Below are 26,030 nucleotides of genomic sequence, written 5' to 3' on the forward strand. Positions count from 1 at the left end.
CTCGGGTGGCGTCCCGGGGTCGGTGCGGGACGCCTGGTCCTCAGACCTCCGGGCGCAGCATCGGAGGGTTGAGCAGCGTTGCCCCGCCGGCCCGGAACAGTTGGGCGGGACGGCCGCCCTGACGCGTCGTCGTCCCCCCGGCGGGCACCAGGAACCCGGGGGTGCCGGTGACCTTGCGGTGGAAGTTGCGCGGGTCGAGGGCGACTCCCCAGACCGCTTCGTAGACCCGGCGCAGCTCGCCGACGGTGAACTCGGGCGGGCAGAAGGCGGTGGCCAGCGAGGAGTACTCGATCTTCGAGCGGGCCCGCTCGACCCCGTCGGCGAGGATCTGCTCGTGGTCGAAGGCGAGTCCGGCGCCGGACTGGCCGTCCGTGGACAGGAGCTCGTCGACGGGGGCCCAGCGCGCACTGTTGGCATCGCCGCCGGCCCGGGGCGCGGGCAGATCCGGAGCCAGCACCAGATGTGCCACGCTGACCACGCGCATGCGCGGATCCCGCTTCGGATCACCGTAGGTCGCGAGCTGTTCGAGATGCGCCCCGTTGCCCACGTCCGGGGCGGCCGGGTCGTGGGCGCAGAGGCCGGTCTCCTCGGACAGCTCGCGGGCCGCGGCCGCCGACAGGTCCTCGTCCCCGCGCACGAAGCCGCCGGGCAGTGCCCAGCGTCCCTGGAACGGCTGCTCACCCCGTCGGATGACCAGCGCGCAGAGCGCATGGCGCCGCACGGTGAGCACGACCAGGTCGACGGTGACGGCGAAGGGCGGAAAGGCCGACGGGTCGTAGGGCGACATGCCGCGATCATAGTCGTCTGCCTGACGATAAACAGAGCTTTGGAGATCTTCGGACCACGGAACCGGCCACGGAAGCGGAAGCCCGGGCCCGATCCGGCCGGATCGGCGGGGTGCCCCCTGTCCTCATCCCCGCCGCCGCTACCCGCCCAGTTGCAGCGCATCGGCGGCCTCCTCCACCATGCCCAGGCCCAGCCGGCTGATCCGGACGGCGAAGGGTTCCCCCGAAACCCGCAGTCCCGAGAGGCGGAGCCCACCGAGCGGAGCGCCGGGGAGCGGCACGAGCGCTACCGTGCCGGCGGGGGCGTCCGGGCGGATCCCGGCCAGTGCGGTCAGTACGTGGATCCCGGCGGCAGCCGCGACCGCCGCCGGCCGGCAGGCCGCCGGATGCGGAAGCGGAGCGCTGCCCGCGGTGCGCTGCTCGGCGGCGTACATCTCCGGGAGGCGGTACCCGAAGCCCTCCGCCGCATCCAGCAGGCCCCGCAGCAGCCCCGTGGCCTCCTTCTCGAAGCCCGCCTGGGCCAGGCCTGCCACCGCGACCGCGGTCTCGTACGGCCGTACCGCGCCCGAGCGGTACCCGAACGGGTTGTGCCCCGGCTCGCGGACCGCCATGCTCCGCAGCCCCCACCCGGAATCCATGGCGGGGGCTCCGAGCAGCCGTGCCAGCTGCTCGGTACGGACCCGGTCGAGCAGCCCCCGCGCGAGCCGGCCGCCGCCGAGCAGCCCGGTGTCCAGCAGGTGGGCGGCGGCCCCCGTCAGCCGGGGCAGGGGCCGCCCGTCGGGATGCAGGGCCGCCGCGGGCCGGCCCCCGTCGGGGCCGTCGACCCAGAACCGGGCTGCGAACCGCTCCCGCAGCTCGGCGGCCCGGTCCCGCCACTCCTCGGCTCCGGGCCGACCGCACCCGGCGAGCAGGTCGGCCCCGAGGAGCGCGGCGCGATGGGCGTGGGCCTGGGTTTCACAGCGCCGGGGTCCCGGATCGGGATCGGCCAGGAAGCCGTCCTCCCCAAAGGCGCCCCGGATCCACTCCAGGCACCGCTCGGCGGCGGGGAGCAGCCCAGCCACCTCCGCCTCGGGCATCCCCCAGCGCCGGGCTTCGGCGAGGACCGCGGGGAAGGCGAGCGTCGCCTCGGTCCCGGTGCATCCCGGGGGCAGTTGCGGCCCGGCCCCGCGGAGCGGTCCCGGGATCTTCCCCGCGTCGGCGCCCCGGCCCGCGCTCTGGGTCCGGGCCAGGATGCGCAGGGTGGCTGCGGCCAGTCCGGTGCCGAGCGGGAGCGCCATGCGGGCGGCCCACAGGGATTCCGCCGGAGCCAGTCCGAGCCGCCACGGCACTCCGGCCGCCGCATAGCTGTCGGCCGGTTCCTTCGGGTCCCTGAGCAGCAGTGCACCCAAGTCCTGCACGCTCGTGCGCAGCCACGCCTCGGCCCGCGGGTCGTCTCCCTCCGCGCGGGCGTCGTCGGACAGCGGATTGGCCACCTGTCCGGCGGGGGCGCGGGCTCCTCGGTCCCGGGTGGTCCGCAGCTCGATGGTCCGGGATTCGCCGGGGCGCAGTTCGAGCTGCCAGCGCAGCAGCCCGGCCGAGGCCAGCGCGTCGTCCGGCGGCGGCTCGGCCGCGGTGACGGCCTGGGCCTCGCCGCTGGTCCAGCGCAGTCCGGCGGCGTGCACCGCGGCGGGCAGCTCCGGCCCGGCCCGGCCGGCGGCCACCTCTGCCAGCTCGGCCAGGTCGGTGCCGAGCGAGACCTCCACCGGGATCCGCAGGGAACGGCCGGTGAAGCTGCGCAGGGTGATCCGCTCGGTGCCGTCGGCGTGCCGGACCCGCTCGACTCCGACATCGGGATCGGGGCCGGGCTCCGCTCCGGTCCGCACGGTCGCGGTGAAGGAGGCCCGGTCGGCGCCGAGGCTGCGGGCCTGGACCGCGACCGGGTCCCGGCCGCCGACGCGCAGCACGCAGCGGGACAGCAGCCGGAGGCCGGCGCGGTAGATCCCGTCCACCCCCCGCCCGGTGAGCTGGCCGTGCTCGGGCGAGATGACCAGGCACGGCGCGGCGACGCAGATGACGGCACCGTGCACGGGCGGCAGGTCGGCCCTGCCGACGGGGGCTAGGCCGGAGGGGGCAACGCGTGCGGGGGGTACGGGGTGGGACATGGGTCGCCTTGTCTGCGCTCCGGGTGGATCGGCTGGGCGGCGGCGCGGCCGGGTCCCCACCACCCCCCAGCGCAACGCCCCCGCCCCCGCCCGGGTCACGGGCCCCGGCGGGGGCTGCGCCCGGCGGAGCACCGGCCTTCGCGGGGGCCGCCGCCGCAGGACGGCTCGCGCCGCTTCCCGCAGACACCCCCGGAGCACGGACGCACAGCCTTCGCCCCGTCCGCGCCCCCCGCCGGCGAAGGCGCCTCCCTCCCGGCCCCGGTCCCGGTCCCGGCCCTGAGCCATGCCGCTGCCCCTGCCCCTGCCCGCGCGCCCGGCCCCTCCCCTTCCGCGTCCGCGGTTCACTGCTCGCTCCCCGCGGTGCTGCCGGACCCGCGGCGGCTGCTCGCCTTCCCCGGGCGGCCGGGCGGCCTGGTGGCGGCTCCCGCCCGCCGCGCTCCTGCCGGCAGGCGCCCCCGGCGCGGCTCCCGTCGCCGCCGCTCCTCCCGGAGGCACTCGCGCAGCCCCTCCGGGTCGATCCCCTCGTTGCAGGCGTGGTGGAGCAGCTGCGCGAAGCGGTACCCGTCGTCCGCCCGCAGGGCCAGTCCCAGGGCGATCCTGGCCGTCGGCTCGTCCCCGGTGGACCAGGAGACCCAGCCCGCCAGGGTGAGGGGAGCCGCCGCGTGCTCCTCGTAGGCCCCGACGCAGCGCCGGGACAGGGCCCGCCACAGCCGCAGGGCGGGTGCCGCCTCCTCGCCCTCCATCCACTCGGCGGCGATATCGCGGATCTCCCGGTCCTGGAGCCCGAGGATCAACGAGGCGGCCTCGTCGTGGCCCAGTAGCGCGTCGTCCCAGGCATCGGCCCCGGAGCCGCCTTCGGCAGGCGGGGCGAGGGTCATGCGCTGGATCAGCGCGCGGGCGAGCAGGACGGTCTCGGCCCCCACCTCCTCACGGGTGGCCCCGTCGAGGATCTTCGGCACCAGCGCGACGGCCGCACGGTCCAGGGCGCCTTCCATCTCGCGGGCCACCGTCCCGCGCAGTGGTGTCAGCCTGTGCTCGATCTCCCGGAGGGAGCCGCGTACCTGGAGTCCGGCGAACGTGGCCGCGGCGGCCATCACGGAAGTTCCGGGTGCGGCCAGAGCACTGCCCTCGGCGGGGCAGCACCGCTCGTCCGGGCAGCAGTAGGACCAGTACCGCCCGGCGGAGAGGCACAGGGCCTCCAGTACGGGCACGTCCAGGGCCCCGCAGGCCAGCCGGATCCGCTGGGCGAGCGGCCGCAGCCTGGTCATCACCCGCTGCGCGCTGTCGCCGTGGTGCGGGTCCTGGCAGAGGAAGACGATGATGCCGTCGGGCCGGGCTCCGCGCCGCACGCTGCCGCGGATCAGGCAGTCGGCGACCTGCCGGGCGGTGTCCTCCCATTCCTCGGGAGCCGCGGGGATGCCCACCCGGAGCCGGCCGCCGAAGCGGCCGGCCTCCCCGTGGACCGCGACCATGACGAGGGAGTCGCTCGGGTGGAAGCCGAGCATGTAGGGCAGCGCGTCGGCCAGTTCGGCCGGACTGCGCAGGGTGATCCGGGACGCGTCCACGCCTCCGGACGGGTTGGTGGACGAGGGGTCGGACGGTGTGTGTGGCGCTTCGTGATTGTTCGTCATGTCACGAAGGTCCCGTGTCCGGGCGAATCCGGAAACCCCTGTGGATAACGCCCGAACCGACGCCCACCCCGCCCCGAGCAGCCCCGAGCAGCGCCAACCAGCACCGATCAGCCCCGACCAGACCAGACCAGACAGCAGCAGCAGCAGCAGCAGCACGGACTACCGCATCAACGGACTGCGCACCCATCCGGCCACGACTACGACTACGACTACGACTACGGCCACGGCCACCGGGCCGGGACAGGTGCCTTCACCCCGCCAGGGCCAGGGTCAGGGGAAGCACCTGGTCGGCTCCGCTCTGGCGCAGGAGGCGTGCTCCCACGGCCAGGGTCCAGCCGGAGTCGGCGTAGTCGTCGACGAGCAGGACCGGTCCCGGGGTGGCGGCCAGGGCGGCGGCGAGTTCCTCGGGCACGGCGAACGAGGCGGCCAGGGCGCGCAGCCGCTGGGCGGAGTTGCTGCGGTGTGCGCCGTACTCGCCCGCCTGCGCGGTGTAGGCGAGGCTCCCCAGCAGCGGGAGCCGGCCGACCCGGGCCAGGCCCTCGGCGAGCGAGCCCACCAGCTGGGGGCGGGAGCGGGAGGGCATGGCCACGATCCCCACGGGCCGGGCCATCGCGCCGCCGGCCCACCCACCCGGCGAACGGGCCCAGTCGGCCACCACGGTCACCACGGCCGCCAGGACGTCGTCCGGAACGGGCCCGTCCGCGGCCCGCTCCGACAGGAGCGGGCGCAGGCGGTTGCCCCACCCGATGTCCGACAGCCGCCCCAGCGCGCGTCCGGTGGCAGCCTGCTGCCCTGCGGGGATGCGGCCCTTGAGATCGACGCCGACCGCGGGCATGCCCGAGGGCCACATCCGGCGGGGCTCGACCTCGACCCCCGGGCGGTCCAGCTCACCGGTCGCCGTATCGAGGGCCCCGTGGGACACGGCGGGGTCGAGCCAGGGCCCGGCGCAGGTGTCGCAGCGGCCGCACGGGGTCGCCTTCTCGTCGTCGAGCTGGCGCTGCAGGAACTCCATCCGGCACCCCGTGGTCGCCACGTAGTCCCGCATGGCCTGCTGCTCGGCCTGCCGCTGCGCCGCCACCCACTCGTACCGCTGCGCGTCGTACGCCCACGGCTGTCCGGTGGAGGTCCAGCCCCCCTTCACGCGCTTGACCGCACCGTCCACGTCCAGGACCTTGAGCATCGTCTCCAGCCGCGAACGCCGAAGATCCACCAAGGGCTCCAGCGCGGGCAGCGACAACGGCCGACCGGCCTGTTCCAGTACGTCCAGGGTCCGCCGGACCTGCTCCTCGGGCGGGAATCCCACCGAGGCGAAGTACGCCCAGATCGCCTCGTCCTCCTTGCCCGGCAGCAGCAGCACGTCGGCGTGGTCCACGCCGCGCCCCGCACGACCCACCTGCTGGTAGTAGGCGATGGGGGACGAGGGAGAGCCCAGGTGCACCACGAACCCCAGGTCCGGCTTGTCGAAGCCCATCCCCAGTGCGGAGGTCGCCACCAGCGCCTTCACCCGGTTCGCGAGCAGGTCCTCCTCGGCCTGCAGCCGGTCCGCGTTCTCCGTCTTGCCCGTGTAGGAGGCCACCGGATAGCCGCGCTGCCGCAGGAACGCCGCGACCTCCTCCGCGGCGGCCACCGTCAGCGTGTAGATGATCCCCGAGCCCTGCAGGTCCCCCAGCCGCTCCCCCAGCCACGCCAGCCGGTGCGCCGCGTTGGGCAGCTCCAGGACGCCAAGCCGCAGGCTCTCCCGGTCCAGCGCGCCGCGCAGGACCAGCGCGCCCCCGCCTCCCGTGCCCAGCTGATCGGCCACATCGGCCGTGACCCGCGCGTTGGCCGTCGCGGTGGTGGCGAGCACGGGCACGCCGGGTGCGAGCTCGGCGAGCATGGTGCGCAGCCTGCGGTAGTCGGGGCGGAAGTCATGGCCCCAGTCGGAGATGCAGTGTGCCTCGTCGACCACGAGCAGGCCGGTCGTGGCCGCGAGCTTGGGCAGCACCTGCTCGCGGAAGTCCACCGAGTTCAGGCGCTCCGGACTCACGAGGAGGACGTCGGTCTCGCCCCGCTCGACCTCCCCGTAGATCGTCTCCCACTCCTCCGGGTTGGCCGAGTTGATCGTCCGCGCCTGGATCCCGGCCCGGGCCGCCGCGTCGACCTGGTTGCGCATCAGCGCGAGGAGCGGCGAGATGATCACCGTCGGGCCCGCGCCGCGACGGCGCAGCAGGGCCGTGGCCACGAAGTACACCGCGGACTTGCCCCACCCCGTGCGCTGCACCACCAGCGCGCGCCGGCGCTCCTCCACCAGGGCCGACACCGCCTGCCACTGGTCCTCCCGCAGCCGCGCCGAACCCCCCGGGGCGCCGACCAGCTCGGCGAGGATGGCATCTGCTTCAGCGCGGAGCTCCAGGTTGTCCATGCCCCCATGCAACCCGATGCCTAGGACAATCGGCCAATTCACCCAGCGTGACGTCCGATCCCCGGGCCGTGCGCCTCGGCGCGCGACCACTGCTCCGACGCCGGACAGCCGCCAAAGAGCCGTATCCCCTGGTACCGGCACTCAGCCTGGACCGAATGAGTCATCTTCGGCGTGGCGGGGCAAGGATATGAACGGCATACCGGCGAATTCCGGTCGGCGGCTCCAATTGCTCGTTGCCGCATGCTCACGGGCCACGCGAGAATTGTCTTGCTCCCGCTCGGCTCGCCGGCGCACTCCTGGGCCGTGCCGCGGCGCGCCCGCACTCCAGCTGTGCCCGTTCACGGGCGTATACCCGAAGGGAGGACCGTGACCTTCGGATTCGCCCCGCCCTCGACCACGTCCCTGACCATGGCCACCGGCGGCGCCAGCCGTCACGGCAGGCTGCTGGAGCCCTCCCAGTGGACGGCGTCGGGCGTCCCCCTGCTGCGCAATCCGCGCGAGGTCGTCAGCGGACTGCACTCACGGCACAGCCCCGTCCCGTCCACGGCGGTGATCGCCGTGCTCGGGCCCGAGGAGCGGCTCGTGGCCAGCGCCTCCTTCGTTCAGCGCTCCACCGCGGCCGACGGCTGGGAGTACCGCAACGCGCTGCTGTCCCGGCTGCGCCGGGTCCTTCCGCACGACCTGCGGCGGCGGACCCCGGTACGGACCGCCGTGCTGCTGTTCTGCCGCGACGGCGACGAGCGCTGGACCGAGGAGGACGGCGCCTGGATGTGGGGGCTGCGGGACGCCTGCACCCTGCACGGGCTGCGCTGCGGCGCGTACATCACGCTGACCCGGGGCGGCTGGCAGGTGCTGGGCGAAGGCCGCGGCGGCCGGAGCCCCAGCTCGGACTCCCGGCCCGAGCGGCTCGGCGACACGTCGTCCGAGTTCGCCCCGCTGGCCCTGCGCAGCGGCGGCGGAGCCACGGAGGCCATGCGCCGCACCGCTGCACGCTGAGGCCCTGCGCCGCACTGCTGCGCGCTGAGCCCCTGTTGCTGCACGCCGAACCCCTGCCACCACGCGCGGAGCGCGCAGGGCCACGTACCCGGGGACGGCCGACGCCCAACGGCCGTACACCCGGAAACGGGCGTACGGCTGGTCAGGCCTCGGACTTCGGCAGGGCCGGCCACCGGCCCGCCCCGCCCCTCGACCGTGCGGAGGTACAGGGCGTCAGACGCCCGCACCCAGCACGGAGTTGATCTGCTGCGGCTCGCCGCACACGATCAGGAGCGCACCGGCTCGCGCGAGCGCGACCGGCAGGGCCGCGGCAGCCGCGTCGACCGGTCCGCCGTTGGCCGCGAAGACCACCACGGGACGGCCGGCAGCGCGCTGCACCTGCGCCGCGTCCGCGTAGAAGACGTCGTCCCGGGCGTCGTGCAGGGCCCAGTAGGCGGCCTCGCCGAAGGACAGCTCGTGCGCGGCCCACGGGTGCGGGTCGCCGGTGGTGAGCACCAGGATGTCGCCGGGCGCGCGCCCGGTGTCGAGCAGCAGGTCCACAGCCTCTTCGGCCGCGTCCAGCGCGCCCTCGGCGGAGGCCGGGATCAGCTGGACCTGCGGCACGGATGCCGAGACGGAGGGGGTGGTGGGGGTTGCCGGAACGCGGGCGGCCTGCGGTTTCCGCGGCGCGGGCGGCGCGGGCCTGGGGGCGGGACGGGGACCGGGTACGGGGCGGGGGGTCTGCGCGCTGCGGCTCGCGGCCGGCGTGACGCGGGGACCCTGGGCACTCTCGTGAATCTGAGGCTCCTCGGGGGCGGGGGTGAGAGGCATGAGCTGATATCTATCAAACATCGGTGCGAAACGTACCGGTTGGTGGCACGTGCGTGCGATCAGAAATCGAAGCCGAGTTGGCCTCCGTTTTCCAGCTCCATCGATTCCTCGCTGCGGCGCACCTTCTTGAGGTGGCTCCAGCGGGGCAGCGCGTCGAGGTAGGACCAGGAGAGCCGGTGGTACGCGGTCGGCCCCTGCTCCTCCAGTGCCGCCCGGTGTACCGGCGAGGGATATCCGGCGTTGGCGGCGAAGGCGAAGTGCTCGATTCCGTCGCCCCGTTCACCGATTTCGGCCATCATCCGGTCGCGCCGGACCTTGGCGATCACCGAGGCCGCGGCGACGGCGACGCAGGACTGGTCGCCCTTGATCACCGTCCGGACCTGCCAGGGCGCACCGAGGTAGTCGTGCTTGCCGTCGAGTATCACCGCGTCGGGCCGCACGGGCAGCGCCTCCAGGGCGCGCACCGCGGCGAGGCGCAGGGCGGCGGTCATCCCGAGTTCGTCGATCTCCTCGGGGGACGAGTGGCCCAGGGCGTAGGCCGTGACCCAGCCCTCCAAGACGCCGACGAGCGCGTCACGGCGCTTGGGGGAGAGCAGTTTGGAGTCGGTGAGTCCAGCGGGCGGTCGGCGCAGACCGGTGATCGCCGCGCAGACGGTGACGGGACCGGCCCAGGCCCCTCGTCCGACTTCGTCGACCCCGGCGATGACCTTGGCGCCGGTGGTCGCTCTGAGGGAGCGTTCGACGGTGTGAGTGGGTGCTTCGTACGGCATGGCGCCAGCAAGGTTACGCCGCCCCGGGCCGCCTGCACACCCCGCCCCCTCCCCATCGCGCCGCCGCCCCCTTACCGCCGCACCCCGGCCACCTCCGCGCCGCGCCACCCACCCCGCCCCGTCTCACACCCTGAGCAGCGGCACCATCACCCCGTCGTTCATCTCGGCGGATTCAGCGTCTGCCGATTCGCTCTCGCACACCTTTGAGCGCCCCACAGTCAGTGCCGGAACGACCTCGGCAAGAAGCGGACCGATTCCGTCCGATCGGACGCCTCCGAGGCGATTCCACGGCGCACCACCTCTCCGGCCGGCAGGTGCACCGGTTCACACAGCCCGGCCTGGACCGGGTCACGGAACCGCTCCGCACGCGTTCGATCGCACTCGCGAATCCCCGTTCACTCGGCGCTCCAACATGGCGTCGAGAATCGCCCGTTCGGGTTCAAGTCGGCGCCGGCGTCGCCCTGGACCGGCGCCGCTCCCTTCCGCGCCGGGCCGGACCGGGCTCACGTACGCGACCCGGCTCCACCGCTCTCGACGCGGTTCTAGTACTCGACCCGGCTCCTGAAGGCCCCCAAGCTCTTGCACTGCTCGTACGACGCACTCGCCCCGCGCTCGTCGAGGATCTCCCGGGCCCGGCGCTCCCCCAGGCTCGTCGCGTACCAGGGCGTCCTGCCCGCCTCCGCCAGCTCCCTGGCGATCCCGCGCAGGGCGCAGGACCGCTGGGGCTCGGGCAGCCGGTCCAGGGCGGGTACGGCGTCCGCGGACAGGGACTGGAAGTAGGCCAGGTCGATCTTGCCGTCCTGTTCGTACCGCGTGACGTTGCCCTCCGCGATCACCCCGTCCGGGGACATCAGTCCGAAGGCCAGTACGGCCGCCACGGCGCTCCCCGCGACCGCGCGCGGCAGCCAGCGCGCGCCGAACAGCCCGCCGGCCATGATCAGTACGATGACCAGCCCGAGCCACAGCTCCACACCGGCGACCGACAGGCGCAGCCTGGTCAGGCCGTACGCGTCCACGTACAGGTCCATGCGGCGCAGCGCCGAGGCGACGACCACGAGGGTCAGCACGCAGAGCGTGCCGAGCACGGCGCGCACGAGCCGCCGGTCGCCGGCCCCGTCGCGCGGGGCCCAGCGCAGGGCCAGCGCGATGACGGCGAGGGTGAGCAGGGTGGCCCAGAGCAGCTGCCAGAATCCCTGGCGCGCGTACTCGGCGTAGGTCAGGCCGGTGGACTCCAGGACCTTGCGGTAGCCGCCGAAGAGGACGGCGAGCTGAACGGCGTTGAAGGCGGCGAAGAGCAGGTTCAGCACGATGAGCGGAAGGGCCCACTCCACCCGGGAGCGCGCCTTCCCCGGGCGCACCGCGATGCGGTCCCAGCGGGAGGGGGCGGCGGCCGCGCGGGCAACGGCGATCGCGACGACGAGGCCCCCGGCGAAGAGCAGGAAGCGGACCGGGCCGCCCATGCCGCTGATGTCGGGGGTCAGCCCGCTCAGCAGGTCCGCGAACGCGGCGTCCGCTGAGGCGAACAGGGTGCCGAAGAGCGCCAGCAGGACCACCGCCACCACGACGGCCTTCGCCACCGGGAGCCAGCGCTCCCGGCGCCCCTCACCGCGCGAGCGCAGGCCGCTCCAGACCCAGCGCACCCCGAGGACCGCGGAATCCAGGAGGCCGACCGGGCCGAGCAGGATGCCGGGCCAGCTGCGGCTGCCGTGCAGGGCCAGGGCGCCCGTCAGGAGGGCCGCGAGCAGGGCCGTCACAGCGGGCCAGGCGGAGGCGCGCAGGGCGGGCACGGCGAGCAGCGCGAGGCAGCCGAGCGCCCAGAGCGCGGTCCACGGGCGCAGCCTGCGGCCGGCCGCACGGGCGGCCGCGTAGGCGGCGAGCAGCGCGGGTACGACCGCGAGCAGCAGGCCCGGGCCCAGCCCCTCGCCGAGGAGCAGGGAAGCGGCGACACCGGAGGCGAGTACGGCCCCCAGCACGACGGCCGGTACGGGTCCGACGGCGGCCGGGCGCGCGGCCTCGGCCCAGGCGAGCGGGGCGATCGACCAGGCGCCGGAGGAGGCGCGCTCCTTGCGCAACTGGTGGGTCCGCCAGACCTTGGGGTCCCAACCGGGCGGCGGCGCGGGCGGCGCGGGCGCCGGCGGCGCCAGGGGCGCGGACCCTGCGTCGGCCCCCGCGCCCGCGGTCCTCGCGGCGTCCGCCGTCTCGGCATCCGCCGTCTCGGCGTTCTCCGCACCGGCGTTCTCTGCTGACATCGGGTTCCCCTCCCCTGTCGGCCACCCCGGCCATCGGGCGGGGGTGGCGAAGCCGACAGAGTAGGCCGGTCATATGCAGTTTTGAACAGGCTCAAAAGACGCCTGTGGCAGGACCGTGACAAACGGCTACCCGGCCGCCTCCGGCAGCCAGGCCGGCAGCGCCTCGGTCCGGGCCAGCCAGGCCTGCGGCAGCACCGCGTCCCCGCGCGCGCCCAGCACTCCGCCGACGATCGCGCAGGTGGTGTCCACGTCTCCGCCCACCTGGGCCGTGGTCCAGAAGGCCCGCTCGTAGTCGTCCAGGCACCGCGCCGCCGACCACAGGGCGAACGGCACCGTGTCGTGGGCGCTGGTGCGCCGCCCGCAGCCCAGTACGGCGGCGACGGTGGTCGCGTCGCCGTAGTCGAGCATGTCGCGCGCCCGCCGCACCCCGGCGCCCACCGCGCTCCGCGGGACCAGCGCGATCACGCCGTCCAGCAGGTCGGCCGCCTTCGGCGGCCCGGCCGGATCGGCCGCCAGCGCGGCCGCGGCGGCCACGGCCATCGCGCCGCACACCGCTTCGCGGTGCTGGTGGGTGGTGTAGGCGGAGATCTCCGCCTGGTGGGTGGCCTGCTCCGGGTCGTCGGCGTACCAGGCACCCAGCGGGGCGACCCGCATGGCCGCGCCGTTGCCCCAGGAGCCCTGCCCGTTGAAGAGTTCCGCGGCGAGCGTGCGCCAGTCCGCGCCCTCGCGGACCAGGCGCAGCATCCGGTTCACGGCGGGCCCGTAGCCGCGGTCGAAGTCGTGGTGGTGGGCGAAGGAGGCGGCGAGCGCGTCCTGGTCCACCCGGCCGTGCGCGGCGAGCACGGCCACCACCGAGCAGGCCATCTCGGTGTCGTCGGTCCACTGCCACGGATCGCTGCCGGCGGGCAGCTCGCGCCGCTTGAGCAGCGGGTAGTTCACGGGGACGAAGTACTGGGAACCCAGTGCGTCGCCCAGGGCCAGCCCGCGGAGGCTGGCCATGGCGCGTGCGTAGCGCCCTTCGGGAGAGGAGTCAGCGGTCATCGCGCGTCACTCTAGCCGTCCAGGTCATAAGGCTCGGGTGTGGTCCACCGCTCAAACGGGCGGTCCATCCGGTACCGGCCGTCGGAACCCAGCAGGAGCACCCTGTATTCGCCGTTGCCCGGGTTGGAGAGGGCCTCGAACTCGGCCACGGACCAGTGGAACCAGCGCATGCAGAACAGCCTCATCGTCAGGCCGTGCGTCACGAGCAGCACGTTCTCCGGATGGTCCGGGGCCTCGAAGCTGCGGTAGAGGCTCTCCAGGAAGGCCCCGACCCGGTCGTACACGTCCGCGCCCGACTCCCCCTGCGCGAAGCGGTAGAAGAAGTGCCCGTACGCGTCCCGGTAGGCCTTCTGCAGTCGTACGTCCTCCCGTTCCTGCCAGTTCCCCCAGTCCTGTTCGCGCAGCCTCGGCTCCTCGCGCATCCGCACGCGCGTCGGGTCCAGGCGCAGCTCACGGAAGGTCTGCAGGGTCCGGCGGTACGGGGAGACGTACGCGCTGACGTGCTCGTCCCCGAAGAGCTCTCGCAGGCGTCCGCCGGCCTCCGCGGCCTGCTCGCGCCCGGTGCGGGTCAGCCGGAGGGCGTGGTCGGGCTCCCTCTCGTACACCGTGTCATCGGCATTGCCCTCCGATTCCCCGTGCCGGACAAGGACGATGCGCCGTGGTCGTACCATCCCACGACCCTATTCGGCCATCGGCGGGCGCGCGGACCGGGCTCGCCGTACGGCCCCGGTGGCCGCCCCGCGGTCAGCTCTCCGCAGGGGCCGCACACGGCGTACGGTCAGACGGTCCAGGAGGGTTCGAGGTCGACGACGTCCCCGGTGAGGGCCTCCACGTCGGCCTGGATCTGGGCGCGCAGCGACAGCCTCTCGACGCGCTCCTGCCGGTACTTGCCGTGTTCCGCCGCCGCGTGCCACATCGACAGCACCAGGAACTCGCGACCCGGAGCCTCGCCGAAGAGGCCCCGGACCATGCCGGGCGAGCCCGCCATGGCCGGGTTCCAGACCTTCTCCTGCATGAGCGCGAAATGGTCCACGCGCCCCTCCCGCACCCTGGTGTGCGCGACCCTGACGACGTCGGCGTCGGTGAACCGCGGCTCGAAGCCGGTCTTCACGTCGAAGCGGTGGTCGAAGAGCGTGACCCGCGCGTCGGTGTAGGTGCCGTTCTGCGAAGCGGCCAGCCGGTCGTGCGAGCGGGCCATGAAGGAGTCGTAGAAGGAGCGGCTCTCCCAGAAGGTGAAGACGTGCGCCACCCCCTGCCGGCCCCGGCTCCAGCCGCCGCCCTGCCCCCGGAATCCCGGCTCCCCCGGCAGTCCCGCCCATTTGCGCTGCCCGCGCTCGAACCCGCGTCGGTCCGTCACCGTGCAGCGAATCCACTTGACCAGCACTGCGCCATCGTACGGTCCCGGCGGGGCCCGGGTCAGTCCTCGGCGCGGTACATCCGAAGGAGTTCATCCGCATCCCGCTCGGACAGCCGAAGCCCGAACTCCCGGCCGAGCAGGGCGAGCAGCTCCTCGGCCGGCACGTCTCGCCGCTCGACCCGCCCGTCGGGGAACAGCCGGGACAGCTCCCGCCCTACGAGGGCCTTGCGCTCAAAGTCGCCCTGCCGCTGGACGACGACCCGGCCGACGAAGGAGGAGCGGGGGTGCGAGGAGCTGTAGTGGTTCAGCACCACGTAGTCGACGGGGTGGTAGGGCTGCGGGGTGAAGGCGTACAGGTCGCGCCAGGCGCCCTCGCGGCGTGCGCCGAGCGCGAGGACCCCCTCCGATTCCTCCCGGACGCGGAACGCCCATTCCCCCTGCCGCACTTCGGCGCCGGGGCTCGTCAGCGGCACGGGCTCGCGCGGTCCCTGCCAGCCGAACCCGGCGTCGCAGAGCCAGGGCTCCCCGTCCACGGTGACGACGAGGACGGCGTGCGTCACCGCGGTCAGGGCGTCCCCCCGAGTGCGGTTGCGGGCGCCGCGTCCGGAGACCTCGAAGCCGATCCGCTGCAGGGCGGCGGCCAGCAGGGTGTTCTGCTCGTAGCAGTAGCCGCCGCGGCGCTCGTGCACGAGCTTGTCCTCGACCGTCTTGACGTCCAGCCCGACGGGGCGGCCGAACAGCACGTCCAGGCTCTCGAAGGTGATCGCACCGGTGTGGGCCCGGTGTACTGCCTTCAACGTCGCGAGGTCCGCCCGGAGTTCCCCGCTGTCCCAGCCGATCCTCGCCAGGTAGGCGTCCAGGTCCAGCTCTTCACCGCTCCACATGGCTTCCCCGTTCTGCGCATCACGAATTCGCGGGGCGTTCCCCGGCCCCGCCTCACACCATCATCACCGTGACCGGCCGGTGGCCGGAATTCCGCGGGTACCCGCCCACGGTGGACGCCTTCCCCAGCGACGCACGAAGCGGGGACCGGCACCCGGCCGGTCCCCGCTCCTTCGACTGCTCGGCTACTCCCGCTGCTCGGCTACTCGGCTACTCGACCCGATCGGCGGTCAGGCGCGGCAGCGCAGCATCTCCAGCGGGGGGTTGGCGTAGAGGTCCGCCCAGTGGTCCGCACCGAACTCGCGCAGGCCCGCCTCCGACACCTCCAGCGGGACCCAGGTCAGCTCGCTGAACCCGGCCGCCTCCAGGCACTTCTCGTAGACCTCGCGGCGCGGGCGGTTGGCGACGAAGGAGACCGGCGGGTCGAGCAGCGCCGTGGTCCGGACCCTCGGTCCGGTCTCGCCCTCTTCGCCGGTGAGCACGCTGCGGAAGCCGTACTTCTCCGGTGTCGGCCCGTCGAAGCGGTAGTCGGGCGACTGGTTGAGCAGGAACAGCTCGGCGCCGGGCTTCAGGCTCCGGTGGATGTTGCGGCACATCAGCTCGGTGGTGGCGGTGTCCGGCGCGTAGTTGAGCAGCTGGACCGCGAGACCGATGTCGAAGCGCTGCTCGAAGGGCCGCAGTTCGGACGCGTCGCCCACCTCGTAGCGCACACCCAGCGGATTCTGCTCCTCCAGCTTCTGCGCGACGGCGACCATCTCGCCGGAGATGTCGATGCCGATCACGTCCGCGGCACCGCGCCGCTTGAACTCGCGGCTGTAGAAACCGGTGCCGGAAGCCAGGTCGAGGACCGACTTGCCGCTCACGTCCCCGACCAGGGCCAGGAAGCCGGGCACCACCACGTACTGCTCCAGGGGCAGGGCCTTGAATCCCTCGTACGCCTCGCCGATCTCGTCATACTGCTGTGCACTCATCGTGTTCTCCCCCGTGGTTCGTCGCGTTCATGGCCTCGGCCCCCGTTCCCGGGATGCGCCGCGACCCCGACGGGCAGTCTTCCCGCACCCCGGCGGACCGCCGTACTGGCAGAACCCACAAAGATCATTGCCGCGCACAGGGCACAGACACGACGAAGGGGACCGGCCTGAGGCCGGTCCCCTTCGTGAAACTGCTGGTCAGCTACCTGCGCGGGCTACGCCGGACAGTGCGTCCGGCGCGCTCCCGCCCGATGTCAGCTGCAGCCGCTGGTGGAGCCGCAGCCCTCGCAGATGTAGCAGGAGCCGGCGCGCTGCATCTTCGTACCGCAGGAGAAGCAGAGCGGGGCGTCGGCGGAGACACCGAGCTGCATCTCGACCAGTTCGGCGTTGGAGTGCGCCGTCTTGGGGGCCGGGACCGGGACGACCGCGACCGGCTTGACGGCCGGAACGGTCTGGACCGCGGCGAGCGGGGCCGCCTGGGTCAGGGACTCCGTGTCGAGCTCCTCGTCGAGGGGCTCGTAGGAACCGGTGTCCAGGTGGCGCTGACGCTCCTCGGCGGAGTGGATGCCGAGGGCCGAGCGGGTCTCGAAGGGCAGGAAGTCGAGCGCCACACGACGGAAGATGTAGTCGACGATCGACTGCGCCATCCGCACGTCCGGGTCGTCCGTCATACCGGCCGGCTCGAAGCGCATGTTCGTGAACTTCGCGACGTACGTCTCCAGCGGGACGCCGTACTGCAGACCGACCGAGACGGCGATCGAGAAGGCGTCCATCATGCCCGCGAGGGTCGAACCCTGCTTGGACATCTTCAGGAAGACCTCGCCGAGACCGTCGTCCGGGTAGGAGTTCGCGGTCATGTAGCCCTCGGCGCCACCGACCGTGAAGGAGGTGGTGATCCCCGGGCGGCCCTTCGGGAGGCGCTTGCGGACCGGGCGGTACTCGATGACCTTCTCGACGGCCGTCCGGATGGTGTCCTCCGCCTTGGCGGTGACCTCCTCCTTCTCCTCTTCCTTCTTCTTCGCGGAGAGGGGCTGGCCGACCTTGCAGTTGTCGCGGTAGATCGCGAGCGCCTTGACGCCCAGCTTCCACGCCTCGAAGTAGATCTCCTCGATCTCCTCGACGGTCGCCGTCTCCGGCATGTTGACCGTCTTCGAGATCGCGCCGGAGATCCAGGGCTGGATCGCGGCCATCATGCGCACGTGGCCCATCGCGGAGATGGAACGCTCGCCCATCGCGCAGTCGAAGACCGAGTAGTGCTCCTGCTTCAGGCCCGGGGCGTCGACGACCACGCCGTGCTCGGCGATGTGGGCGACGATCGCCTCGATCTGCTCTTCCTGGTAGCCCATGCGGCGCAGGGCCTGCGGAACGGTGCCGTTGACGATCTGCATCGAGCCGCCGCCGACGAGCTTCTTGAACTTGACCAGGGCCAGGTCCGGCTCGACACCGGTGGTGTCACAGGACATCGCGAGACCGATGGTGCCGGTCGGCGCGAGGACGGAGGCCTGCGAGTTGCGGAAGCCGTTCTTCTCGCCGAGGCGGACAACGTCCTGCCAGGCCTCGGTGGCCGCGGCCCAGATGATGTTGTCCAGGTCCTCGGTGCGCGGCGCGACGGCGTTGGCGTCGGCGTGCTGCTTCATGACGCGCTTGTGCGACTCGGCGTTGCGGGCGTAGCCGTCGTACGGGCCGACGATCGCGGCCAGCTCGGCGGAGCGCTTGTACGCGGTACCGGTCATCAGCGAGGTGATCGACGCGGCGAGGGTGCGGCCGCCGTCGGAGTCGTACGCGTGGCCGGTGGCCATCAGCAGGGCGCCGAGGTTGGCGTAGCCGATGCCCAGCTGGCGGAAGGCGCGGGTATTCTCGCCGATCTTCTGCGTCGGGAAGTCCGCGAAGCAGATGGAGATGTCCATCGCGGTGATGACCAGCTCGACGACCTTGGAGAAGCGCTCGGCGTCGAAGGACTGGTTGCCCTTGCCGTCGTCGTCGAGGAACTTCATCAGGTTCAGCGAGGCGAGGTTGCAGGACGTGTTGTCCAGGTGCATGTACTCGCTGCACGGGTTGGACGCGGTGATGCGGCCGGACTCGGGGCAGGTGTGCCAGTTGTTGATCACACCGTCGTACTGGATGCCCGGGTCGGCGCAGGCCCACGCGGCCTCGGCGAGCTTGCGGAAGAGCGACTTGGCGTCGACCGTCTCGATGACCTCGCCGGTCATGCGGGCCCGCAGGCCGAACTCGGTGCCGTTCTCGACGGCCGTCATGAACTCGTCGTTCACGCGGACGGAGTTGTTGGCGTTCTGGTACTGGACGGACGTGATGTCGTCGCCGCCCAGGTCCATGTCGAAGCCCGCGTCGCGCAGGGCGCGGATCTTCTCCTCTTCCTTCACCTTGGTCGCGATGAAGTCCTCGACGTCCGGGTGGTCCACGTCCAGGACGACCATCTTGGCCGCACGGCGGGTGGCGCCGCCCGACTTGATCGTTCCGGCGGACGCGTCGGCGCCGCGCATGAAGGAGACCGGGCCGGAGGCGTTGCCGCCGGAGGAGAGGAGCTCCTTGGAGGAGCGGATGCGGGAGAGGTTCAGGCCGGCGCCGGAGCCGCCCTTGAAGATCATGCCCTCTTCCTTGTACCAGTCGAGGATCGACTCCATGGAGTCGTCGACGGCCAGGATGAAGCAGGCGGAGACCTGCTGCGGCTGGGGCGTGCCGACGTTGAACCACACCGGCGAGTTGAAGCTGAAGATCTGGTGCAGGAGCGCGTAGGTCAGCTCGTGCTCGAAGATCTCCGCGTCGGCGGGCGACGTGAAGTAGTCGAAGTCCTCGCCGGCCTTCGTGTACGTCTTCACGATCCGGTCGATGAGCTGCCTCAGACCGGTCTCGCGCTGCGGGCTGCCGACCGCACCGCGGAAGTACTTGCTGGTGACGATGTTGACCGCGTTCACCGACCAGAAGTCGGGGAACTCGACGCCGTACTGCTCGAAGTTCACCGAGCCGTCGCGCCAGTTGGTCATGACGACGTCGCGGCGCGCCCAGGTCACCTCGTCGTACGGGTGCACGCCCGGGGTGGTGTGGATGCGCTCGATACGCAGGCCGCTCTTGGCAGTCTTGGTGCCCTTGGCGCGGGAACCTCGTGCCGAGCTGCTCGCCGTCTCTGTCATGCCGTTCCTCCCAATGCGGGCAAAACGCCCTAAAGTGCCAGCGCTATTCCGCGGCACGGTGCTGTGTGTCTTGTATCTACGTCTTCTTCGCCGGACCCACCGGCCGTTCCACGCCGCGCGAGCGACGGGGAACGGGCAGGCCGGTCAGTCGGCGGCGGAGGCGGGCACGGGGACCGGAGCGGTCCCACCGGGCTCGCACTCTTCGTGAGGCCGCGGCACGCGGAGTTCCGCGATGGCGGTCTCGAAGTCTTCGAGTGTGTCGAACGCCTTGTAAACGGACGCGAACCGGAGGTACGCGACCAGATCGAGGTCCTGCAGCGGGCCGAGTATGGCCAGACCCACGTCGTGGGTGGTCAGCTCGGCGCTTCCGGTGGCGCGCAGCGCCTCCTCGACCCGCTGGCCGAGTTTGGCGAGGGCGTCCTCGGTGACCGGCCGTCCCTGGCATGCCTTGCGCACGCCGGAGATGACCTTGGTGCGGCTGAAGGGTTCGGTCACCCCGCTGCGCTTGATCACCATCAGTGAGGCCGTCTCCACCGTCGTGAAGCGACGGGAGCAGTCGGGGCACTGGCGGCGCCGGCGGATCGACGTGCCGTCGTCGGTGGTGCGACTGTCGACGACACGGCTGTCGGGGTGCCTGCAGAAGGGGCAGTGCATGGTTCCCTCACCCTCCTCTTGGCACGACTGAATCACCTCGAGAGGCCCCTGAACGGCAGAGTCGAAGCTCTGTCGGAGGCTCTCGAAGCAGCCACAAGCATATGCGATGTCGGGGACCCCGGCAGACCGAGGACCACAACTTCTGGGTGGCAGCGCTCATCCAACCACTAGATCTTGGGTTGTGGTGGATTTACACCGCTCCGCGTGTCGCGGCGTCCGATGGCCGGATAACAGGCCTCGCGGTGCCACACTGGGCGCTGACCCGGACGGTGGCGACCCGACCCGGAAGGGTACCGTAAGCAGTGGCTCCGGAGCCGAACCCCCGTTCGGTCCGGACGGCCCGTCGGCGGCATATACACCTCACGAAGTGAACACGGTGGGTGATCTCCGATTTTTCACTCGAACGTGTGTTTGGCGCAACCTTTCGAAAGCAACTACCGTTGTCCAGCTAGGGAGAACATTTCGAGAGGGGCCGACGTGACCACCACCGCAGACAGTGCCACCATCACTGCCCAGAACCGCTCCCAGAGCCGACTCGAGCCGGTGCATGCCATGAATGACGCAAGTCTGAACCCGGAGGCGGAGCCCGTACGCCCCGCACGCTCGCTGCCAGGGCGACCTCCAGGCATCCGCGCCGACAGCTCCGGGCTCACGGACCGGCAGCGGAGGGTCATCGAAGTCATTCGCGACTCGGTGCAGCGGCGCGGCTACCCGCCGTCGATGCGGGAGATCGGCCAGGCCGTCGGCCTGTCCAGCACCTCTTCGGTCGCGCATCAGCTGATGGCCCTGGAGCGCAAGGGCTTTTTGCGCCGTGACCCCCACCGCCCCCGGGCGTACGAGGTGCGCGGCTCCGACCAGCCCAGCTCGCAGCCCACGGACACCACGGGCAAGCCCGCGGCCTCGTACGTCCCCCTGGTGGGCCGGATCGCGGCCGGTGGCCCGATCCTCGCCGAGGAGTCGGTGGAGGACGTGTTCCCCCTCCCCCGCCAGCTCGTCGGCGACGGAGAGCTGTTCTGCCTCAAGGTCGTCGGCGACTCGATGATCGAGACCGCCATCTGTGACGGCGACTGGGTCACGGTCCGCCGCCAGCCCGTCGCGGAGAACGGCGACATCGTCGCCGCCATGCTCGACGGCGAGGCCACGGTCAAGCGCTTCAAGCGCGAGGACGGCCATGTCTGGCTGCTCCCGCACAACGCCGCGTACCAGCCGATCCCCGGCGACGAGGCCACCATCCTCGGCAAGGTCGTGGCCGTCCTGCGCCGGCTCTGATCGCCTGCGCCACCATCCAGCTCCGGGACCCACTGCGCCGGTCCCGGAGCTGCTTTGTGCCCTCACCCTTTGCGGCTGAACCGCCGCCGCTCTCGCGGAGGTGGTTGCTCCCCGTTCGGGTTGCTCGATCGATGGTCCCGCTCGTGCTCCCGTCAGCTACTTCTCGTCGGCCTTCGCCGCTGCGTCGATCGCGGCGAGCGAGCGGCGGACCTGATTGCGGTCCGTGGTGTACCAGAAGTCCGGCAGCGTGGCCCGCAGGAAGCTCCCGTACCGGGCCGTGGCCAGCCGGGGGTCCAGGACCGCTACGACTCCCTTGTCTCCGGTGGCCCGTACGAGCCGGCCCGCGCCCTGGGCCATGAGCAGTGCCGCGTGCGTCGCCGCGACGGACATGAAGCCGTTCCCGCCGCGCTCCTCGACCGCCTTCTGCCGTGCGCTCATCAGCGGGTCGTCGGGACGCGGGAACGGGATCCTGTCCATGATCACCAGCTGACAGCTGGGCCCCGGCACGTCCACGCCCTGCCACAGCGACAGGGTCCCGAACAGGCAGGTCTTCGGGTCGGCGGCGAAGGCCTTGATCAGCTCGCCGAGCGTCTCCTCGCCCTGGAGCAGGATCGGGTTCTCGAGCCGGCCGCGCAGTTCCTCGGCGGCGGCCTTCGCTCCGCGCATGGAGGAGAACAGTCCGAGGGTGCGGCCGCCCGCCGCCTCGATCAGCTCGGCGAGCTCGTCCATCATGTCGCCGCGAGTGCCCTCGCGGCCGGGGGTGGCCAGGTGCTTGGCGACGTAGAGGATGCCCTGCTTGGGGTAGTCGAAGGGCGAGCCGACGTCGAGGCCCTTCCACTGCGGCACGTCCTCGCCCTCGACGCCCTCCGGGGACAGGCCCATCGAGGCCGCGACCCCGTTGAAGTCGCCGCCCAGCTTGAGGGTCGCGGAGGTCAGGACCACCGAGCGGTCGGCGAACAGCTTCTCGCGCAGCAAACCGGACACCGAGAGCGGAGCCACCCGGAGGGTGGCGCCGAAGCGGTCGTGGCGTTCGTACCAGACCACGTCGTACTCGGAACCGGCCACGATCCGCTCCGCCACCCCGTGCACGCTCTCCACCGCGGCGAGCGCCTGCTTGCGAACGGCGTCCTCGTCGTGGACGGACTTGTCGCGCGTGTTGCCGATCGCCGAGATCACGGCGCGCGAGGCGTCCCGCAGGGCCATCAGCGCGTAGCCGAGGTCCTCGGGGACCTCCTCCAGCCGGCCGGGCAGGGCCAGCTCCATGACCCGCTCGAAGGTCTCGGAAGCGGTCTGCAGGGAGTCGGCGGTCTTCTCGTCGACCAGCTTCGCCGCACGCTTCACGGCGCGGTTGACCTGGCCAGGGGTGAGCTCTCCCGTGGCGACCCCGGTCACCCGGGACACCAGCTCGTGGGCCTCGTCGACGATCAGCACCTCGTGCTGCGGGAGCACCGGGGCACCTTCGATGGCGTCGATGGCGAGGAGTGCGTGGTTGGTGACGACCACGTCCGCGAGCTTGGCCCGCTCGCGGGCGGCCTCCGCGAAGCACTCCGCGCCGTACGCGCACTTCGTGGCGCCCAGGCATTCGCGGGAGGAGACGGAGATCTGCGCCCAGGCCTTGTCGGAGACGCCGGGGGTGAGGTCGTCGCGGTCTCCCGTCTCGGTCTCGTCCGCCCAGTCGCGCAGCCGCAGCAGGTCCTGGCCGAGCTTGCTGGTCGGGGCGGCCGCCTCGAACTGGTCGAAGAGCCCCTCCTCCTCGTCCTGCGGGGCACCCTCGTGCAGACGGTGCAGGCACAGGTAGTTGGAGCGGCCCTTGAGCATGGCGAACTGCGGGCGGCGGCGGAGCTGCGGATGCAGCGCCTCCACCGTCCGGGGCAGGTCGCGCTCGACGAGCTGGCGCTGGAGGGCCAGCGTCGCCGTGGCCACGACCACGCGCTCGCCGTGCGCGAGGGCCGGCACCAGGTAGCCCAGGGACTTACCGGTACCGGTACCCGCCTGGATGAGGCGGTGGGAGTTGTCGTCGATCGCTTCGGCGACGGCTTCGGCCATGGCCACCTGGCCGGGGCGCTCCGTGCCGCCGACGGCGGAGACGGCGGCGTGCAGCAGGTCGGGGAGGGAGGGCTTCGTCATAGCAGTGCCAACCCTACGGGGCCCCGCCGACAGTGACCGCACCGGCGAGCGGTCATGACCGGTGGAGGGGGTTCGCCACGGTGCCGTACCGCACGGCGTGCGGGCGGTCGGGCCGGTCGCGGTAGCCGTCCTCGTAGAGACGGTTCCTGTTGAGGCAGAGCCTGGCGATGCGTTCACCGAGGAGGTCGAAGAGCTCGTAGCGCTCCTTGAGCTCCGGGAAGCGGGCCTGGTGGCGCAGGATCTCCGCCCGTACGAGGGACCAGAACGTGTCCTCCGGAACCCCGAGCCGGTCCTCGCAGAGGGCGGAGAGGTAGCGGAAGACGCCGACGAAGAGCCCGGAGTGGATGAACTGGGGCAGGAAGTCCGCGGGCTTGGCGAGCAGGACCGCGCGGACCTCGTCGGGCATGGCCGCCAGCTCGGGCAGCGGTTCGGCGCAGATGTTGACGTCGTCCACGAAGTCCTTGACCGCGAGCCGCACCGGGACGTCGTGCTCGTCGAAGATCACGACGGCGTTCTCTCCGTGCGGGGAGAAGACAGTGCCGTAGCGGTAGAGGAAGCGGAGCAGCGGGGGAAGCAGGGCGGCGAACAGGCGCTGGAGCCAGACCATGGGGGTCAGGCCGGAGCGGGCGACGAGCTCGGCGGTGAAGGACCGGCCGCGGGGATCGGTGTGCAGGAGCGAGGAGAGGGTGCGGGCGCGCTCGCCGGGGGCGAGGTGGCCGGTCAGCGGCTCGCGCCAGATCGCGCCGAGGAGCTCCTTGTACTGGTACGGGACTTCCGGGAGCTCGTCGTAGACGGGGTGGCGGACCGTGACGGAGGCGACCTCGCCGAGCAGGATCACCCCGCACTCCTCACGGAGGAAGGGGTCGCCGTCGCGCAGGGAGTGGATCCAGGCGGTGACGGCGGGCGCCGCGAGGGCCAGGTCCGAGGGCAGGCCGCGCCAGACCATCGTGTTGAAGACGGAGAGCGGCAGTTTGACGCTGTGGCGGTCGGGGCGGGTGATGTTGAGGAAGGTGCGGATCGACTGCTGGGGCAGGCGGAGGTCGGGGTCGGCGGGGAGCGGGACCAGGGTGTCTGCGGCGAGGGCCGGCGCGAAGAGCGGCAGGAGGACCTCGTCCCACTGCCAGGGGTGGACGGGAAGGTAGAGGTAGCCGAGCGGGTCGAGGCCGCGGTCGCGCAGGGTCCGGTCGAAGAGGGCGCGGGTGACGGGGTCGAGCTCGGCGGAGTAGAGGCGGGCGGGGTCCTCCAGGCCGGCGGTGCCGCGGTAGTGCGCGAGGGAGGTGTGCGCGGCCAGCCAGGGCAGGCGCTGGGCGGTGCGGGCCTCGGGCGCCCAGGCGGCGGTATCGGAGGCGGAGAGTCCGATCCGGCCCTTGTTGAGGACGAGCCAGGGGTGGCCGGTCTGGTGGCCTTCGAGAGCCGCGTAGTCGAGGTCGGCGAGGACGTCCGCGGTGAGCGCGGTGTGGTCGATGCGGGCGTCGGCCGCGAGCGTGGCGCTGAGCTCCCGGACGAGGTGGCCGAGGGTGGCGCCGTCGAGGCCGAGGAGGGTGCGCGCGCGGATGAGGAAGGCGTACGGGTCCCCGAAGGCGGTCGGCGGGCCGGACTCGGCGGGCGCCCCGCATGTGGCGGGCTGCGGGGTGAGGGTGATCGTGTCGGGTGCGACGTGCCAGCTGCCGTACGAGCGGCGGCGTGCCCGGAAGCCGAGGCTGCTGCCGTCGTCGAGGGTCAGCGTCCAGGCATCACCGGAGGCTGCCGGGGCGGGGACCGGGGTGATGATCTCCTCGTACGCGAACTCGCCGAGCATCTTGGCGAGCAGGCGACGGGCGGCGAAATCCCAGGTCGGACGGTTCAGTTCGGGCGGTGTGCACGGGTGCTGGGGCGACGGGGGCACGGTGTCCGAGAAGTGGGGGCCTGGGGAGTCGGGGGCTGCGGAGAAGATCTGCACGGGACTCCTCAGGGTCGGGAAATTTTGCTGCGCGGCGCAGGGTTTTCGAGGTGAGAGGTACGGGAAATGAAGCAATAGGCAGGAACGGCCTGGATGTACGGGAAGCGTGGGCGGCACTCAGAGGAGATTGCGCAGCGCCCGCTCGCGGATCATCAGGGCAGCTCGTTTGCCGGGCAGGTCGATTTCGGTGGGGCAGCGGAAGCCGGAGTTCAGGAAGGCCGATACGGAGGGGGTGTTGCGGATGTCCGGTTCGGCGATGACGCGCATGCAGCGGGGGCGGTTGTCGAGCACCAGGTCGGCGACGGCGCGCAGGAGCGCGGTGCCCAGACCTCGGCCGCGGTTCGTGCCGTCCCCGATGAGCAGGTGGATACCCGTGTCGTGGGGGCGCGCCGGGTAGTACGCGGAGAGCGGGTCGAGGTCGGCCCGGTAGATCTCCCAGTAGCTCATCGGCGTGCCGTCGAGGAGGCCGAGGCACGGGATGCTGCGACTGTCTCCGACCATCTGTGCCCAAACGTGGGCGGCGGTGACACCGGCCGGGCCGGCGAGTTCCCAATAGGCGTCCACCTGCGGGTCGTTCATCCAGACGGTGAGCAGGTCCAGGTCGCGGTCGAGCCGTACGGGTTCGAGGCGGAAGGCACCGGACCGCGTCGTGACGCCGCCCCAGGCAGCCGGGGAGTCGAGGAGATCGGCCTCGGCGAGCTGGGGCAGCGACTCGGCGCGCAGACGCGGCACGTCGGTGTGGAACGCATCAGTGCGGAACGCATCGGTGAGGAGCACGCCGGTGTGGAGCACTCCGGTGTGGAGCACTCCGGTGTGGAAGTCGGTGGAGGGCATCGGGGGGCTCTTCTCCGTTTCGGT

At 72.3% G+C, this 26,030-nt stretch carries 19 protein-coding genes; 2 read left to right on the forward strand and 17 right to left on the reverse strand.

The window, feature by feature from the left end:
• Nucleotides 1-40: 40 nt before the first annotated feature.
• From ACFWBW_RS07975 to ACFWBW_RS07990, 4 genes are all read right to left on the reverse strand, one after another.
• Complete coding sequence (locus ACFWBW_RS07975) at nucleotides 41-787, reverse strand: NUDIX domain-containing protein (RefSeq protein ID WP_385369473.1); 747 nt, start codon at nucleotides 785-787, stop codon at nucleotides 41-43.
• A gap of 138 nt (nucleotides 788-925) precedes the next feature.
• Entirely contained in the window at nucleotides 926-2,860 is a 1,935-nt protein-coding gene (locus ACFWBW_RS07980) for a glycogen debranching N-terminal domain-containing protein (RefSeq protein WP_385369606.1), read from the reverse strand.
• 407 nt (nucleotides 2,861-3,267) lie between these two features.
• Nucleotides 3,268-4,557 (reverse strand): DUF4192 domain-containing protein, encoded by a 1,290-nt coding sequence (locus tag ACFWBW_RS07985; RefSeq protein WP_385369474.1) that lies wholly within the window; start codon nucleotides 4,555-4,557, stop codon nucleotides 3,268-3,270.
• Nucleotides 4,558-4,807: 250 nt separating this feature from the next.
• Nucleotides 4,808-6,958: a RecQ family ATP-dependent DNA helicase gene (locus ACFWBW_RS07990; protein WP_385369476.1), complete on the reverse strand. Its 2,151-nt coding sequence runs from the start codon at nucleotides 6,956-6,958 to the stop codon at nucleotides 4,808-4,810.
• 366 nt (nucleotides 6,959-7,324) lie between these two features.
• Between ACFWBW_RS07990 and ACFWBW_RS07995 the strand changes: the two genes are divergently transcribed.
• Nucleotides 7,325-7,954, forward strand: coding sequence for a hypothetical protein (locus ACFWBW_RS07995; protein ID WP_385369478.1), 630 nt, complete (start codon nucleotides 7,325-7,327; stop codon nucleotides 7,952-7,954).
• Between the two features lie 213 nt (nucleotides 7,955-8,167).
• Here the strand turns inward: ACFWBW_RS07995 and ACFWBW_RS08000 are convergent, their stop codons facing one another.
• The 10 genes from ACFWBW_RS08000 to nrdR form a co-directional block, all read right to left on the reverse strand.
• A complete protein-coding gene (locus ACFWBW_RS08000; RefSeq protein ID WP_385369480.1) occupies nucleotides 8,168-8,764 on the reverse strand; it encodes a hypothetical protein in 597 nt (198 codons plus the stop codon).
• Between the two features lie 59 nt (nucleotides 8,765-8,823).
• Entirely contained in the window at nucleotides 8,824-9,534 is a 711-nt protein-coding gene (locus ACFWBW_RS08005) for a ribonuclease HII (RefSeq protein WP_385369482.1), read from the reverse strand.
• Nucleotides 9,535-10,076: 542 nt separating this feature from the next.
• Nucleotides 10,077-11,783, reverse strand: coding sequence for a DUF4173 domain-containing protein (locus ACFWBW_RS08010; protein WP_385369484.1), 1,707 nt, complete (start codon nucleotides 11,781-11,783; stop codon nucleotides 10,077-10,079).
• 126 nt (nucleotides 11,784-11,909) lie between these two features.
• Nucleotides 11,910-12,824 (reverse strand): ADP-ribosylglycohydrolase family protein, encoded by a 915-nt coding sequence (locus ACFWBW_RS08015; protein WP_385369486.1) that lies wholly within the window; start codon nucleotides 12,822-12,824, stop codon nucleotides 11,910-11,912.
• An 11-nt stretch (nucleotides 12,825-12,835) separates the two neighbouring features.
• Nucleotides 12,836-13,495 (reverse strand): histidine phosphatase family protein, encoded by a 660-nt coding sequence (locus ACFWBW_RS08020; protein ID WP_385369488.1) that lies wholly within the window; start codon nucleotides 13,493-13,495, stop codon nucleotides 12,836-12,838.
• A 107-nt stretch (nucleotides 13,496-13,602) separates the two neighbouring features.
• Nucleotides 13,603-14,208, reverse strand: a complete 606-nt coding sequence (locus ACFWBW_RS08025) for a YdbC family protein (protein WP_250748831.1) — start codon at nucleotides 14,206-14,208, stop codon at nucleotides 13,603-13,605.
• Between the two features lie 32 nt (nucleotides 14,209-14,240).
• Complete coding sequence (locus ACFWBW_RS08030) at nucleotides 14,241-15,065, reverse strand: arylamine N-acetyltransferase (RefSeq protein WP_385369490.1); 825 nt, start codon at nucleotides 15,063-15,065, stop codon at nucleotides 14,241-14,243.
• Nucleotides 15,066-15,293: 228 nt separating this feature from the next.
• Nucleotides 15,294-16,034, reverse strand: coding sequence for a class I SAM-dependent methyltransferase (locus tag ACFWBW_RS08035; RefSeq protein WP_385369492.1), 741 nt, complete (start codon nucleotides 16,032-16,034; stop codon nucleotides 15,294-15,296).
• Between the two features lie 254 nt (nucleotides 16,035-16,288).
• Entirely contained in the window at nucleotides 16,289-19,183 is a 2,895-nt protein-coding gene (locus ACFWBW_RS08040; protein WP_385369494.1) for a vitamin B12-dependent ribonucleotide reductase, read from the reverse strand.
• A 144-nt stretch (nucleotides 19,184-19,327) separates the two neighbouring features.
• Nucleotides 19,328-19,837, reverse strand: coding sequence for a transcriptional regulator NrdR (gene nrdR / locus ACFWBW_RS08045; RefSeq protein ID WP_250748823.1), 510 nt, complete (start codon nucleotides 19,835-19,837; stop codon nucleotides 19,328-19,330).
• Between the two features lie 477 nt (nucleotides 19,838-20,314).
• Here nrdR and lexA point away from each other — a divergent pair, with 477 nt between their 5' ends.
• Nucleotides 20,315-21,106, forward strand: a complete 792-nt coding sequence (gene lexA / locus ACFWBW_RS08050) for a transcriptional repressor LexA (protein ID WP_385369496.1) — start codon at nucleotides 20,315-20,317, stop codon at nucleotides 21,104-21,106.
• A 156-nt stretch (nucleotides 21,107-21,262) separates the two neighbouring features.
• On the opposite strand, the gene ACFWBW_RS08055 is transcribed toward lexA, so the two are convergent.
• From ACFWBW_RS08055 to ACFWBW_RS08065, 3 genes are all read right to left on the reverse strand, one after another.
• Complete coding sequence (locus ACFWBW_RS08055) at nucleotides 21,263-23,233, reverse strand: ATP-dependent DNA helicase (protein WP_385369498.1); 1,971 nt, start codon at nucleotides 23,231-23,233, stop codon at nucleotides 21,263-21,265.
• Between the two features lie 52 nt (nucleotides 23,234-23,285).
• Entirely contained in the window at nucleotides 23,286-25,172 is a 1,887-nt protein-coding gene (locus ACFWBW_RS08060) for an IucA/IucC family protein (protein ID WP_385369500.1), read from the reverse strand.
• A 117-nt stretch (nucleotides 25,173-25,289) separates the two neighbouring features.
• A complete protein-coding gene (locus ACFWBW_RS08065; protein ID WP_385369502.1) occupies nucleotides 25,290-26,006 on the reverse strand; it encodes a GNAT family N-acetyltransferase in 717 nt (238 codons plus the stop codon).
• Nucleotides 26,007-26,030 lie beyond the last annotated feature (24 nt).

Origin of the sequence: Streptomyces sp. NPDC059957 (assembly GCF_042730015.1) — a bacterium.
GTDB lineage: Bacteria > Actinomycetota > Actinomycetes > Streptomycetales > Streptomycetaceae > Streptomyces.